The sequence below is a fragment of the Burkholderia sp. MSHR3999 genome (assembly GCF_000833595.1).
GTDB lineage: Bacteria > Pseudomonadota > Gammaproteobacteria > Burkholderiales > Burkholderiaceae > Burkholderia > Burkholderia ubonensis.
In genome coordinates this window covers 754,810-769,350 of the sequence record NZ_JRFO01000007.1, presented here as the reverse complement: position 1 = coordinate 769,350, position 14,541 = coordinate 754,810, and the positions used below count along the sequence as shown (strand labels likewise).

General features: G+C 66.4%; 11 protein-coding genes and 1 tRNA gene. 5 read left to right on the top strand and 7 right to left on the bottom strand.

Features of this window, described 5'->3' with window-relative positions; translation table 11 throughout:
• Nucleotides 1–127 precede the first annotated feature (127 nt).
• Entirely contained in the window at nucleotides 128–1,117 is a 990-nt protein-coding gene (locus KY49_RS26910; RefSeq protein ID WP_042587461.1) for a tyrosine-type recombinase/integrase, read from the top strand.
• Nucleotides 1,118–1,206: 89 nt separating this feature from the next.
• Here KY49_RS26910 and KY49_RS26905 read toward each other — a convergent pair.
• From KY49_RS26905 to fdnG, 7 genes are all read right to left on the bottom strand, one after another.
• Nucleotides 1,207–1,302 (bottom strand) — tRNA-Sec (locus KY49_RS26905).
• A 20-nt stretch (nucleotides 1,303–1,322) separates the two neighbouring features.
• Nucleotides 1,323–3,248: a selenocysteine-specific translation elongation factor gene (gene selB, locus KY49_RS26900; RefSeq protein ID WP_042588757.1), complete on the bottom strand. Its 1,926-nt coding sequence runs from the start codon at nucleotides 3,246–3,248 to the stop codon at nucleotides 1,323–1,325.
• Nucleotides 3,245–4,684, bottom strand: coding sequence for an L-seryl-tRNA(Sec) selenium transferase (gene selA / locus KY49_RS26895; RefSeq protein ID WP_042587460.1), 1,440 nt, complete (start codon nucleotides 4,682–4,684; stop codon nucleotides 3,245–3,247). Before selA ends, selB begins: the two co-directional genes overlap by 4 nt.
• A 25-nt stretch (nucleotides 4,685–4,709) precedes the next feature.
• On the bottom strand, nucleotides 4,710–5,642 hold the full coding sequence (gene fdhE, locus KY49_RS26890) for a formate dehydrogenase accessory protein FdhE (protein WP_060369978.1): 933 nt from the start codon (nucleotides 5,640–5,642) through the stop codon (nucleotides 4,710–4,712).
• A gap of 92 nt (nucleotides 5,643–5,734) precedes the next feature.
• Nucleotides 5,735–6,361 carry a formate dehydrogenase subunit gamma gene (locus KY49_RS26885; RefSeq protein WP_042587458.1) on the bottom strand — a complete coding sequence of 209 codons (627 nt, stop codon included), beginning with the start codon at nucleotides 6,359–6,361 and terminating at the stop codon, nucleotides 5,735–5,737.
• Nucleotides 6,358–7,272 carry a formate dehydrogenase subunit beta gene (fdxH, locus tag KY49_RS26880; protein WP_010099216.1) on the bottom strand — a complete coding sequence of 305 codons (915 nt, stop codon included), beginning with the start codon at nucleotides 7,270–7,272 and terminating at the stop codon, nucleotides 6,358–6,360. The genes KY49_RS26885 and fdxH overlap by 4 nt, the downstream gene beginning before the upstream one ends.
• Nucleotides 7,273–7,282: 10 nt before the next feature.
• Nucleotides 7,283–10,354, bottom strand: coding sequence for a formate dehydrogenase-N subunit alpha (fdnG, locus tag KY49_RS26875; protein ID WP_156162614.1), 3,072 nt, complete (start codon nucleotides 10,352–10,354; stop codon nucleotides 7,283–7,285).
• Between the two features lie 171 nt (nucleotides 10,355–10,525).
• On the opposite strand from fdnG, the gene KY49_RS38785 reads away from it, so the two are divergent.
• The 4 genes from KY49_RS38785 (at nucleotide 10,526) to KY49_RS26850 (ending at nucleotide 14,473) form a co-directional block, all read left to right on the top strand.
• Nucleotides 10,526–11,440, top strand: a complete 915-nt coding sequence (locus KY49_RS38785) for a YihY/virulence factor BrkB family protein (RefSeq protein WP_042587455.1) — start codon at nucleotides 10,526–10,528, stop codon at nucleotides 11,438–11,440.
• Between the two features lie 372 nt (nucleotides 11,441–11,812).
• Complete coding sequence (locus KY49_RS38780) at nucleotides 11,813–12,988, top strand: porin (protein WP_042587454.1); 1,176 nt, start codon at nucleotides 11,813–11,815, stop codon at nucleotides 12,986–12,988.
• 283 nt (nucleotides 12,989–13,271) lie between these two features.
• Nucleotides 13,272–13,925: a helix-turn-helix domain-containing protein gene (locus KY49_RS26855; protein ID WP_442854666.1), complete on the top strand. Its 654-nt coding sequence runs from the start codon at nucleotides 13,272–13,274 to the stop codon at nucleotides 13,923–13,925.
• Entirely contained in the window at nucleotides 13,925–14,473 is a 549-nt protein-coding gene (locus KY49_RS26850) for a GNAT family N-acetyltransferase (protein WP_042587452.1), read from the top strand. Before KY49_RS26855 ends, KY49_RS26850 begins: the two co-directional genes overlap by 1 nt.
• Nucleotides 14,474–14,541: the final 68 nt, after the last annotated feature.

Below are 14,541 nucleotides of genomic sequence, written 5' to 3'. Positions count from 1 at the left end.
CGATTCTCGGCGTGCCATATCAAAACATCAGTCGTATCGATCGCGCCTGCACGGTCATACAGCGCTTTCGACTCGGCCACAAAACCTACGTCTACGACGTCGACTCGCTTTACAGATACCTCGCATCATGCCAATCGAAACCATCACAAAAAATGGGCGTCGGCGCTTTCGCTGGACGTTCGAGCGCGTTATCGAGGGTGCACGCATCCGAAAAACCAAGCTCATCCCTGCAGGACTTTCTGCGCGCGAAGCTGACGAGCTAGGTCGGAAGTGGGACGCAGAAATGTACGCAATCGCGACCGGCGCGCGCCGTCCAGTCGTCACGATTGGGGAGTGCGTCCGGATTCACGTGAGCGACAGAAGCGCGGGCTGGAAGGACAAGAAGACGCGGATCCAGATCCTGACCAAGTACGCGCTCGAGTACGAGGATCAGGACGCCCTTGACCTGTACGACTGGTCGATCAAATTCGCGGGATTCATGCGCGCGAACGTTGATCGCCAGGGGCATCCCAAGAAGCCAATGTCAGACGGCACAATTCACAACACACTCGGCTATATCCGTGCCGCGATCAAGTACGCGCACAAGATCGGGAAGCTGGAATACGACCAAACGGCGAAGATGGTCATTCCGAAACCGAGCGAAGAGCGCCACGTCTACAAGGGACGCCGGGAGATGCTTCAAATCGCGAGGCAGTGCACAAACCGACAGGCCCGAGCCGCGATCCGCACGGCCTTTTATTCCGGCATGCGCATGAGCGAGATCTTGCGCGCCATCCCAACCAAGGATGGATTCTCGCTCGGGCGCACGAAGAACGGACGTCCACGGCTCGTTCCGATCCATCCCCGAATCGCCGTGATCGCGCGCCGTATGACGTTCACCATCCCACCGTGGAAATTGAAGGATGAATGGAACAAGGCGCGCACCAAAGCCGGCCACCCTGACGTCCGCTTTCATGATTTGCGACACAGTGCCGCTTCGGAGATGATCAATGCCGGGATTGACCTCTATACGGTGGGAGGCGTGCTCGGGCATAAAACGACGACGTCGACCAAACGATACGCGCACCTGGTGACGGACAAGCTCGCGGAAGCGGTCAAGAAGATCGGCCGCTCATAGCCCCGCGTGCAGAAAATGGGCAGAAAAACCCACACCCTTGAGGCAAGGGTGCCCACTTCCGAGCACCCTTGATTCCTCTCAAACCCTTGTGGCGGAAGGCAGATGGAGTCGAACCATCCCAGGAGTGTCTGACACCCCTAACCGGATTTGAAGTCCGGCCGTACCACCGGATACGAATGCCTTCCTTGGGGAAAAAACCAGATACCTACGCCGTCGTATCGAGCCAGCCGCTATCAGGGCGCAGGAAGTGAAGATCGCGGTGGAAGCGAGTATACCCAACCCGATCGAAGAATTCGAGGATCTGGATCGCGCGCTTGCGGCCGAGCCCCGTTGCATCGCGGAACGTCGCGGCATCCACGCCGCCCGCGCGCGCCTGCGCGAGCTGCGCGACGAGCACGGCCAGTTCGCGCGCCACGTCCGCGTGATAGAACAGGTCGCGCACGACCTGATGCACGTCGCCGCGCCGCGCGAGCTTGCGCAGCAGCGCGCGCACCGCCTCCTCGGCCGCGCCGGTCGTGCCGGCGAGATCGCGCACCCACGGCGGATCGAAACGTCCCGCGCGCACGAGCGGCAACAGCGTCTGCGCGAGCGCCTCCTCGCGTGCATCCAGACTCACCGCGTGCGACGGCAGATGCAGCCACGGGCCGCTTCGCGCCGCTTCGCCGCCGTCGACCAGCGCGTCGACGAGCGCACGCCACAGCACGTCGTCGACGAGCGGCGCCGCCATCCGGCGCAAACGCGCCGCATCGAGCCCCTGCTCGTCCGGCACGCGCTCGTGATACGCACGCAGCGTGTCGAGCGTTTTCGCCTGCAGCGCGCGCCAGTGCTCGCGCGCGATCACGCAGCCGTCGTTCGCCGCGGGGCCGTGCTGGCCGATCGCCAGCGCGTCGTCGGGCAACGTCAGCGCGTCCGGCGCGAAACCTGTCAGGTGCGTGAGCGTCGCGCGCGAAAGGCCGAGCGGCGCCTGTGCGAGCAGCGCGTCGAGCCGCCCCTCGTCGAGCCACGCCGCGAGCGCGTCGAGCCACGCGCGGCGCGCGGGCGTGCGGCGCTTGCGCGCGGGGCCGAACGGATCGAGCACGCGGCCGCCGCCGACGGTGCGCGTCGCCTGCGGATTGCGCACGATGAAGCGGTCGCCCGGCAGCGCGAACACCGGCTCGTCGAACACCAGTTGCACGCGCATCCGCTGGCCCGCCGCGAGCGAATCGCCGTCGAGCAGCGCGACGTGCGCGACGCGATGCAGCGTACCGAGATGGACGTGCAGCGGCGCCCAGTGCGTGAGCGTCAACCCCGCATCCGCGAGCAGCGTCAGCTCGACGTCGATGCGCGGCGACGTCGCGACGAGCCGCGCATCGGCGACCGTGTCACCACGCTCGACGTCGGCCTTGTCGACGCCGGCGAGATTCAGCGCGCATCGCTCGCCCGCATGTCCGACGTCGACCGGCCGGTTCTGCGCATGAATGCTGCGCACGCGCGCCGCGCGGCCGGTGCGCACGATCGCGAGCGTCTCGCCGGTGTTCGCGTGGCCGGCGAACGCGGTGCCGGTCACGACCGTGCCCTGCCCCGCCAGCGTGAACACGCGGTCGACCGCGAGCCGGAACAGCCCGTCGTCGCGCCGCGCGCGCCACGCGATCGCCGCATCGGCCAGATGACGCTTGAGCGCCGCGACGCCGGCATCGGCCGCGTCGGTCGCGCAGGTTTCGAAGACCGGCGCCTCGGCCAGCGTCGAATCGTGCAGCCATGCCGCGATCTCGTCGCGCACCTGCGCACGCCGCGCGTCGTCGACGCGATCGCCCTTCGTCAGCGCGATCGCGCCGTGGGTGATGCCGAGCAGCTGCAGGATCGCGAAATGCTCGCGCGTCTGCGGCATCACGCCGTCGTCGGCGGCGATCACGAGCAGCGCGAAGTCGATCCCGCACGCGCCGGCCGCCATCGTATGGATCAGTTTTTCGTGTCCGGGCACGTCGATCAGGCCGAGCACGTCGCCGTTGTCGAGCGGCGCATACGCATACCCGAGCTCGATCGAGATGCCGCGCGCCTTCTCCTCCTTCAGGCGATCGGTGTCGACGCCGGTCAGCGCGCGCACCAGCGTCGTCTTGCCGTGATCGATGTGCCCCGCGGTGCCGACGATCATGCCGACGGCTCCGCGATGCGCGCGCATTGCGCGACGAACGCCGCCTCGTCGGCGGCTTCGAGGCAGCGCAGGTCGAGCCGCAGCGTGCCGTCGGCGATGCGCCCGAGCACCGGGCGCGGCCATCCGCGCAGCCGCTTCTCGAGCTGCGCGAGCGCGCGGCCGCCGCGCTTGCCGTCCGGCGTGCGCACGACGAGCCCCGCGCTCGGCAACTGGTCGACCGGCAGCGCGCCGCTGCCGATCTGGCTGAACATCGCCTCGACGCCGACCGCGTAGCCGCTGCCGAGCGCCGCCTGCAGCGCCGGCTGCACGCGCTCGGCCGCTGCGGCGATCTCCGCTTGCGGGCGCGTCAGCAGGCGCAGCGTGGTCAGCCGTTCGCGCAGGAATTCCGGCGCCTGGTACAGGCGCAGCACGGGCTCGAGCGCGGCGAGCGTCAGCTTGCCGACGCGCAGCGCGCGCTTGAGCGGATGCTTCTTGATCTTGCCGATCAGCGCGCGGTCGCCGACGATCAGGCCGGCCTGCGGCCCGCCGAGCAGCTTGTCGCCGCTGAACGTGACAACGTTTGCGCCGCCGGCCACGGTTTCGCGCACCGTGGTCTCGCGCGGCAGCCCCCATTGCGTGAGATCGACGAGCGTGCCGCTGCCGAGATCGACGGCGACCGGCAGCCCGTGCTCGCGCGCGAGCGGCGCGAGTTCGGGCAGCGTCACTTCCTTCGTGAAACCGGTGATCGCGTAGTTGCTGCAATGCACCTTCATCAGCAGCGCGGTGCGCGGGCCGATCGCCTCCGCGTAGTCGTGCAGATGCGTGCGATTGGTCGTGCCGACTTCGCGCAGCCGCGCGCCCGCGCGGTTCATGATGTCGGGAATGCGGAACGCGCCGCCGATCTCGACCAGCTCGCCGCGCGACACGATCACCTCGCGCTTCGGCGCGAGCGCCGACAGCGTCAGCAGCACCGCGGCCGCGTTGTTGTTGACGACGGTCGCCGCCTCGGCGCCGGTCAGTTCGCACAGCAGATCGTCGATCAGGTCGTCGCGGTCGCCGCGGCGGCCCGTCGCGAGATCGAATTCGAGATTCAGCGGCTGCGTGAGCGCGGCGACCACCGCGCGCACTGCTTCGTCGGGCAGCAGCGCGCGGCCGAGATTGGTGTGCAGCACCGTGCCCGTCAGGTTGAACACCGGGCGCACCGCGCCGGCGCTTTGCGCGGCCAGCGTCCGCGCGACGGCCGCGGCGATGCGCGTTTCGTCGAGCGGCTCGGCCGCCGCCGGATCATGCTGCGCGGCGGTACGCCAGCGCTCGAGCTCCGCGCGCACCGCCTGCAGCACGCGCGTGCGGCCGTATTCGTCCAGCACCGGCTGGAGCGGCGCCGACGACAGCACGCGCTCGACGGACGGCACGCGCGCCAGCAGCGCGTTCAGCTCGTTGAGGCCTGGTTCAGTCACGTGGGGAGAGCTCCATGCAAAACCTTCAACCTTCGCGCGGCGCTTCAGGCCACAGCAGCGGGTTCGGCGAACTGCGCTGGTAGCCGGCCTCGTTCATCAGCAGGTCGAGCGTGAGGCTCGCGAGATCGTCCGCGAGTGGCTCGAAGTCGTAGTCCTTGTTCTGGTAGCCGATCTTGCGGTACGTCTTGCATTCGTCGCACGATTCGGCCTTGACGGCTTCGCTGCCGCCCTCGATGCCGTGATACGCGATGCCTTTGGTCGAATCGCAGTGCGTGCACTTGGTGCGCACCATGTGCCATTCGGTCGTGCACAGCCCGCATTGCAGGAACCGGTAGCCTTCGTACTGGCCGCCGACGCGCACCACGCTCGCAACCGGGTGCGTGCCGCACACCGGGCACAGCCCCGGCTGGTCGAGGAACGGCACGTCGGCCGGCTGCGTGCGGCTCGCGAGGTCGGTCCAGACCACCTGCAGCGCGGCCATCAGGAAGGGCGCGGTGGCCGGGTCGACTTCGGCGAAGCGCAGCGCGAGGATCGCGTCGGCCTGCGCGTCGAGCTCGGCCGGCGCCATCAGGCGGAGCCGGTCGAGCAGCTTCGCGAGCGGCGGATTGACGAGCCCGGCGCCTTCGACGCGGTCGAGCAGTTCATACAGCACGGCCCGCCATTGCGGATCGCGCTCGCCGCCGAGCGCCGGCACGAGCGGCATCGAATGCTGCTGCGCGCGCGCGATCGCGTCCTGCGACGGCATCTGCGCGGCGAAGTCCTGCAGCACCGCATGCTGCGCGTCCGCGACCACCGCCATCAGCCGCAGGTAGCCGCTGATCGGGTTCAGGTCGGCGAGCTGGCGCAGGCGCGCGGCGCGCGCGGAGAAAACCGTTGCGCGTTCCGGCAGGCGGAAGCGCGGAATCGCCGAATGATCGAGCGCCGAGATTTCATTCGGTTCGAGAATGCGTTGTGTCACGAGAGTGTTGTCCAAAAAAACAAGCGCCGACGTATCGGCGCTTCGGCGGTTCCGACGACGGACGGGGCGGCGCGCCACCCCGTCCCGGCGCGCTACTTCACGCTTTCACGGAACCACTTCGGGTGGTGCTTGCGCGCCCAGCCGAGGGTGACCGTGCCGCGCACTATCGCCCCGATCGAGCCCTTGACCCATAGCGCCGCATAGATATGCGTGACGATGCCGACGATCAGCACGAACGCCGCGACGGCATGAACTACCGCCGCGAGCCGGATCACCCCGATCGGGAAGTAGAACGAGAAATACCGCCGCCAGATGACGATGCCGGACAGCAGCAACAGCGCCAGACACGCCACCAACACGAAGAATAGCAGCTTCTGTCCGGCGTTATAGCGGCCGATCTCCGGCAGCTTGTCCTCGCGGTTCGCGAGCACGTCGTCGATCTGGCGCAGCCACTGCACGTCGTCCCGGTCGAGGACGTTGTGATGCCAGTAGCGCACCACCATCACCGCGAACGACACGAACATCACGAGGCCGACGAACGGGTGCAGGATCCGCGTCCACTGGCCGCCGCCGAACAGCGCGGTCAGCCAGAACATCGACGGATGGAACAGCGCCAGCCCGGACAGCGCGAGCAGCACGAACGTGAGCGCGGTGATCCAGTGGTTGGTCCGCTCGTTCGCCGTGTAGCGCACGATCAGGTTGGGGTCGTCATGCTTCATTTCACGTCCTCCTTGATGCGTCGCGCCTCGTCGCGGGCGGCGGCTTCCTCTTCGTCGGTCACCTCGTTCGGGCCGACCCGGATGTAGTGGAAGAAGCCCGCGAGCGCCGTCAGCGCGATGCCCGCGACCGCCAGCGGCTTCGCGAAGCCCTTCCACAGTTTCACCATCGGGCTGATCGACGGGTTGTCCGGCAGGCCGTGATACAGCGACGGCTTGTCGGCGTGGTGCAGCACGTACATCACGTGCGTGCCGCCGACGCCCTGCGGATCGTACAGCCCCGCGTGCTCGAAGCCGCGCTCCTTCAGGTCCTCGATCCGCTCGGCCGCGTGCTGCTTCATGTCCTCCTTGGTGCCGAACACGATCGCGCCCGTCGGGCAGGTCTTCACGCAGGCCGGCTCCTGGCCGACCGCGACGCGGTCGGAGCAGAGCGTGCACTTGTACGCGCGATGGTCCTTCTTCGAGATCCGCGGGATGTTGAACGGGCAGCCGGTCACGCAATAGCCGCAGCCGATGCAGTTCTCCTCGTGGAAATCGACGATCCCGTTGTTGTACTGCACGATCGCGCCCGGCGACGGGCACGCCTTCAGGCAGCCCGGGTCCTCGCAGTGCATGCAGCCGTCCTTGCGGATCAGCCATTCGAGGTTGCCGTCCGGGTTCTCGTATTCGGCGAACCGCATCACCGTCCACGAGTGCTCCGACAGGTCGGCCGGGTTGTCGTACACGCCGACGTTGGTGCCGACTTCGTCGCGCAGGTCGTTCCACTCCATGCAGGCCGTCTGGCACGCCTTGCAGCCGATGCACTTCGACACGTCGATCAGTTTCGCGACGCTCCCGGTCACCGGCTCGCGCGCCGTGGGCGGCGGCGTGGTGGTGGCCGAGACGCGCTTGATATCCAGCGATTGCAATGCCATCTCTTTCCCCTTAAGCCTTTTCGACCTTCACCAGGAACGACTTGAATTCCGGTGTGTACGAGTTGCCGTCGCCCACGGACGGAGTCAGGGTATTGGCGAGATAGCCGGGCTTCGTCAAGCCCTTGAAGCCCCAGTGCAACGGGATGCCGACCGTCTGGACCTTCTTGCCGTCGACCGTCAGCGGCTTGATCCGCTTCGTGACGAGCGCCACCGCGACGATGTGGCCGCGCTTGGACGACACCTTCACGCGATCGCCATGCACAACGCCGACTTCCTTCGCGAGGTCTTCGCCGATCTCGACGAATTGCTCGGGCTGGATGATCGAGTTCAGCCGCGCATGCTTGGTCCAGTAGTGGAAATGCTCGGTCAGGCGATAGGTCGTCGCGACGTGCGGGAATTCCGCGACCTTGCCGAACGACGCGCGGTCATCCGGGAACACGCGGGCGGCCGGGTTGTTCAGCGCCTGCGGGTTGTTCGGATGGAACGGGTTCGCGGCGAGCGGCGTCTCGAACGGCTCGTAGTGCTCGGGGAACGGGCCTTCGTTCATCCCGGCGCGCGCGAAGAAGCGTGCGACGCCTTCCGGGTTCATGATGAACGGGCCCATGCCGGTCTCGGGCGACTCGTCGGCCTTGTAGTCGGGAATGTCCGGGCCCGACCACGCGCTGCCGTTCCAGCCGATCAGTTTCCGGGTCGGGTCGAACGGCTTGCCGTTGACGTCGCACGACGCGCGGTTGTACAGGATCCGCCGGTTCGCGGGCCATGCCCACGCCCAGCCGAGCGTCTGGCCGATGCCGGTCGGATCAGAGTTGTCGCGCCGTCCCATCTGGTTGCCGGCCTGCGTCCACGACCCGCAGAAGATCCAGCAGCCGCTCGCCGTCGTGCCGTCGTCCTTCAGCTGCGCGAACGCGGCGAGCTGCTCGCCCTTCTTCACGAGCGTCCTGGTCGGATCCTTCGGATCGGGCAGGTCGGCCAGCGCCTTCCCGTTGAACTCCTTCGCGAGCTCTTCGGGCGTCGGGCTTTCCGGGTTCGCGTACGGCCAGGTCAGGTTGACGATCGGGTCGGGGAACTTGCCGCCGTCCTTCTCGTACGCATCGCGCATGCGCTGGAACAGCCCCGACATGATCTCGAGATCGCTGCGCGCCTCGCCCGGCGGCTCCGCGCCCTTCCAGTGCCATTGCAGCACGCGGCTCGAACTGACGAGCGAGCCGTCTTCCTCCGCGAAGCACGTGGTGGGCAAACGGAACACCTCGGTCTGGATCTTCGACGAATCGACGTCGTTGTAATCGCCGTGGTTCTTCCAGAACTCCGACGTCTCGGTCGCGAGCGGATCCATGATCACGAGCCATTTCAGCTTCGCGAGGCCTGCTGCCGTCTTCACCTTCGAGGGCGCCGCCGCGAGCGGGTTGAAGCCCTGGCAGATGTAGCCGTTCATCTTGCCGGCATTCATCAGCTCGATCGTCTGCAGCAGGTCGTACTGCTTGTCGAGCTTCGGCAGGTAGTCGTAGCCCCAGTTGTTCTCCGCGGTCGCCGCATCGCCCCACCACGACTTCATGAAGCTGACGTGGAAGGCCTTGTAGTTCTTCCAGTAGCTGAGCTGGTTCGGCCGCAGCGGCAGCTGCGTGCGCTTCTTGATGTAGCCCTCGAAGTCCTGCTCGGACTGCATCGGCAGCGTCATGTAGCCCGGCAGCAGGTTCGACATCAGGCCGAGGTCGGTCAGCCCCTGGATGTTCGAGTGGCCGCGCAGCGCGTTCATCCCGCCGCCGGCGATGCCGATGTTGCCGAGCAGCAGCTGCACCATCGCGCCGGTGCGGATCATCTGCGCGCCGATCGAGTGGTGCGTCCAGCCGAGCGCGTACAGGATCGTGCCGGCGCGGCCGGGCACGGCCGTCGTCGCGAGCATCTCGCAGACCTTCAGGAACTTGTCCTTCGGCGTGCCGCACACCTGCTGGACCATCTCGGGCGTATAGCGCGCGTAGTGCTGCTTCAGCAGGTTGTAGACGCAGCGCGGGTGCGCGAGCGTCGGGTCGACCTTCACGAAGCCGTCGTCGCCGCGCTCGTAGTCCCAGCTCGACTTGTCCGGGTACGCGTGCTTCTGCTCGTCGTAGCCGGAATAGATGCCGTCGTTGAACGCGAAATCCTCGCGCACGATGAACGAGAAGTCCGTGTAGTTCTTCACGTACTCGTGCTGGATCTTGTCGTTCGTCAGCAGGTAATTGATGATGCCGCCCAGGAAGGCGATGTCGGTGCCGGTGCGAATCGGCGCGTAATAGTCCGCCACCGAGGCGGTGCGCGTAAAGCGCGGGTCGACGACGATCAGCCGCGCCTTGCGGTGCGCCTTCGCCTCCGTCACCCACTTGAATCCGCACGGATGGGCCTCGGCTGCATTGCCGCCCATCACGAGAATCACGTCCGCGTTCTTGATGTCGACCCAATGGTTCGTCATCGCTCCACGGCCAAACGTCGGGGCAAGACCTGCCACCGTCGGGCCATGTCAGACACGCGCCTGATTGTCGAACGCGAGCATCCCCGTGCTGCGGATGACCTTGTGCGTCAGGTAGCCGACCTCGTTGCTGCCCGCCGACGCGGCCAGCATGCCGGTCGTGAGCCAGCGGTTGACCTTCGCGCCGTCGTCGGCCGTCTCGACGAAGTTCGCGTCGCGGTCGGCCTTCATCAGCTTCGCGATCCGGTCGAGCGCGTCGTTCCACGAGATGCGCTCCCACTTGTCCGAGCCCGGTGCGCGGTATTCCGGATGCATCAGGCGGCTCGGGCTGTGGATGAAGTCGATCAGGCTCGCGCCCTTCGGGCACAGCGTGCCGCGGTTGACCGGGTGGTCGGGATCGCCTTCGATGTGGATGATGCTGGACTGCGCATTCTTCGCGCCGTCGCCCAGGCTGTACATCAGGATGCCGCAGCCGACGGAGCAGTATGGACAGGTGTTGCGCGTTTCGACGGTTCGCGCCAGCTTGTACTGACGGACCTCCGCGAGCGCTTCGGTCGGCGAGAAACCCATGAGGGCAAGACTCGATCCGGCGAGCGACGTGGCGGTCACTTTCAGGAACTGGCGCCGGGACATTTGTAGCATGATGGTCTCGGCAATATCGTTGGGGACAAACTGAAAGGAATTATAGACAGTTCGCGCAACTATGGCCGTTTCCTCGGATCAATACGAAATTGTCCTATTAAAAAACGCGAGCGCCTCGAACTTGTCCCGCTTCCAACCCTCACCAGCACACTGCGTTGCGACCGACTACGCATGAAACGACAGATCACCTCCGACGCAACCCGCCTCGCCCGGCAACAGGCCAACTGGGCGCTGAACGCCTTCAAGCGCTTCTCGTCCGACCGCTGCACGACGATGGCCGCGGGCATCGCGTTCTACTCCGCGTTCTCGCTCGCGCCGATGCTCGTGATGGTGATCGCGGTGGCCGGCTGGTTCTACGGCGACGACGCCGCGCGCGGCCTGGTGTTCCAGCAGGCGCACCAGCTGATCGGCAACGATGCGGCGGCGAGCGTGCAGACCATCGTCCAGAACGCGCACCGCAGCGGCAACCGCGGCGGTCTCGCGGCGCTGATCTCGTTCGGCGCGCTGGTGCTCGGCGCGTCGGCCACGTTCTCGTCGCTCAGTTCCGCGCTGAGCGTGATCTGGCCGGCGACCGAGAGCCGCTGGTCGAGCGTCCTCGGCCTCGTGCGGGTACGGCTGATCTCGTTCGGGCTCGTACTCGGCGTCGCGTTCCTGCTGATCGTGTCGCTCGTGCTCGACACCGCGATCACGTTCGTCGGCACCTGGCTGTGGGGCGATTCGCCTTATATCGCGATCACCGACCTGCTGCAGTTCCTCGTCGGCATCGCGGTCCTCGCGGGCGCGTTCGCCACGCTGATGAAGTTCCTGCCGGATGCGCGCGTCGCGTGGCGCGACGCCGCGATCGGCGGCACCGTGTCCGCGATCCTCTTTTCCGGCGGCAAGAAGCTGTTCGCGCTGTATCTCGCGCATGCCGGCACCGCGAGCGCGTTCGGCGCGGCCGGGTCGTTCGCGGTGCTGCTGATGTGGCTGTACTTCTCCGCCGCCGTGCTGCTGCTCGGCGCGGAGTTCGCGGCGGCCCGCGGCGCGGTGCGCGAGCGGCGGGCCGAAACGCAGGCCGGAGCGCCGCCGGGCGACCGGTCGCGCTGACGCCGGCGCATATAGCACAACTCGGCCATCCAAGTCTCTTCGTGTCGTCACGCAGTCGCGTGAGGAGCGGACTGCATCCATCGCGCGCGCAAGCGCGGCCGCAAACGTTTGCCAACCCCACTTTCCTCGCATCATTGCGCGAAATCCGCTCGTTCCCCATGCACCACGATGGAACACGCAACAATCGCATCGCAGCAAATGTCAACTATTTCAAAAATCGGAATGACCGGCAATGTCCTTGATCTATATGGTTTTTTCCTCGCTGTGATGTTTTGGAGACACTTTATTTTTTGAGCTTTCTCGCGCGGATGGCACTGAGCTATTCTGCATCCCGCAACAAATAACGACTCACTCGCGTGGAGAAACTCAACGATGAAGAAACTCGCTCTGTCTACCCTCTCGCTCGCACTGCTGGGTACCGCTGGTGCTGCGCACGCTCAGTCCAACGTGACGCTGTACGGCGTGATCGATACGTCGATCGCATGGGTTCACGGCAATGACGGCAAGGCCAACAACTCGTGGCAAATGATGTCGGGCAACGAGAGCGGCAGCCGCTGGGGCCTCAAGGGCACCGAAGATCTGGGCGGCGGCCTGAAGGCGATTTTCCAATTGGAAAGCGGCTTCAATCCTGGTACTGGCGCCCTGGGCCAAAACAAGGGCATCTTCGGTCGTCAAGCTTACGTTGGCCTGCAAAGCGAGCGATACGGCACGGTGACGCTGGGCCGTCAATACGACCCGGTCACCGACCTGGTTCAAGGCCTGACCGGCGACAACATCGCATTCCAATACGCAACGCCTGGTGACGTCGACAACAACGACAACAGCGCTCGTTTCAACAACGCGGTCAAGTACACGTCGCCGGTCTTCGGCGGGTTCCAGTTCGAAGGCATGTACTCGCTGAGCGGCGTCGCCGGCAAGCCGGGCTCGGGCCAGACGTGGTCGGCCGCGCTCGCGTATAACAACGGCCCGCTGGGTGTTGCCGCAGGCTACCTGCACATGACGAACGGTGCGTCGCGCACCGCAGGGTGGACGAGCCCGACGGCCGACGCAGGCGCAACCTTCAACGGCCCGATCAATTCCGGCTATGCAACGGCAAGTTCGATCGGCATCGCACAGGTCGCAGGCCAGTACACGTTTGGCCCGTTTGCATTCGGCCTCGGCTACAGCAACGCGCAGTACTATCGTGACGGCGCGTCGGCGTTCCTGTCGAACGAGAAGTACAACACGGGTCGCGGTTGGGTAACGTACCAGGCTACGCCTGCTGCCACGCTCGGCCTCGGCTACGCTTACACGAAGGCGAGCGGTGATACGGACGCGAAGTACCACCAAGTCTCGGCCAGCGCAAGCTATGCGCTGTCGAAGCGCACGGACGTCTACCTGATCGGCGCTTACCAGCACGCAAGCGGGTCGCAACGCACCGTGACGGTCAACCCCGATGGTTCCGTGACCCTTGGCACGCAATCCGCTCAGGCTTCGATCTCTTCGTCGGGCATCGCCGGCACGAGTTCGCAGGAAATCGTCGCACTGGGCATCCGCCACAAGTTCTAAAAACAACATTCCCGGCACGCGGCGTCTCCGGACGCCGTGCCGCCGGCCTGCAAAGCCAGTCATCGGTTTCGGCCATGGCTGGCTTTTTTCTTGCCTGCTTCCCGCCGCGTGCCGTCGCAGAACGGCCGATACACGCCGCATTTCACGGGCTCACGCCCGACCGCAATCCCCCCACCAAACTGCAGCCGGCAGGCCGGACCGCTAACCAACGCGAACGGCCTCGAACCAACCGGGATATTTGCCGCCGCGATATTCCACTATACTGGATCACAAATTCATCATGATGGAGTCGCCCGTGTCCACTGACGCCCCTGCCGACAGCGACGTCAACGAGCGCATCGCCCGCCGCGTGCGCGCATTGCGGGCGACGCGCGGCCACACGCTCGATGCGCTGGCCACCCGCAGCGGCGTCAGCCGGTCGATGATCTCGCTGATCGAGCGCGGTGCGGCCAGCCCGACGGCGGTCGTGCTCGACAAGCTCGCCGCCGGGCTCGGCGTATCGCTCGCCAGCCTGTTCGACGGCGCCCCCGACGACGCGCCCGCGCAGCCGCTCGTGCGCCGCGCGCAGCAAGCGCAGTGGCGCGACCCGGCCTCCGGCTACGTGCGGCGCAATCTCTCCCCGCCCGGCTGGCCTTCGCCGATCCAGCTCGTCGAGGTGACGTTCCCGGCCGGCGCGCGCGTCGCGTACGAAGCGGCGGGACGCGAGAGCGCCGTGCATCAGCAGGTCTGGGTCATCCGCGGGCGCGTCGACGTCACGCTCGGCGATCAGGTCCACGCGCTTCGCGACGGCGACTGCCTGGCGATGCGGCTCGATCAGCCGCTGGTCTTCAGCAATCCGACGTCCCGTCCCGCGCACTACGTCGTGGTCCTTTGCGAAGGACACGCCGCCACGTTCATCCGCTCGAACAACACTTCCTCCAGTCAACAGGAACGCTAATGTCCCCCACCGAACATCACGACGACGTGCGCTTCGTCGATTGCAGCGAAGCCGAGCATGCGGCGGCCATCCTCGACATCCTGAACGAGGCCATCGTCAATTCCACGGCCCTGTACGACTACGCGCCGCGCCCCCCGCAGGCGATGGCGACTTGGTTCGCGACGAAGCGCGCAGGCGGCTTTCCGGTCGTCGGCGCAGTCGATGCGTCGGGCCGCCTGCTGGGCTTCGCGAGCTGGGGCACGTTCCGTGCATTCCCCGCGTACAAGTACACGGTGGAGCACAGCGTGTACGTGCATCACGAACAGCGTGGCCGCGGGCTCGGCGAGCGCCTGTTGCGCGAGCTGGTCCGCCGCGCGCGCGACGCGCAGGTCCATGTTCTGGTGGGCTGCATCGATGCGAGCAACGCCGGCAGCATCCGCCTGCACACGCGGCTCGGGTTCACGCATGCGGGCACGCTCGCGCAGGTCGGCTTCAAGTTCGGCCGCTGGCTGGATGCGGCGTTTTACCAGCTCACGCTGGACACGCCCGATCAACCGCAGGACGGCTGATCGAATGGCGGCGCGGCAGCAGCGCGTGCGGCGACGCATCGTGCCCGCCGTCGTTCGTCACGTCGCCC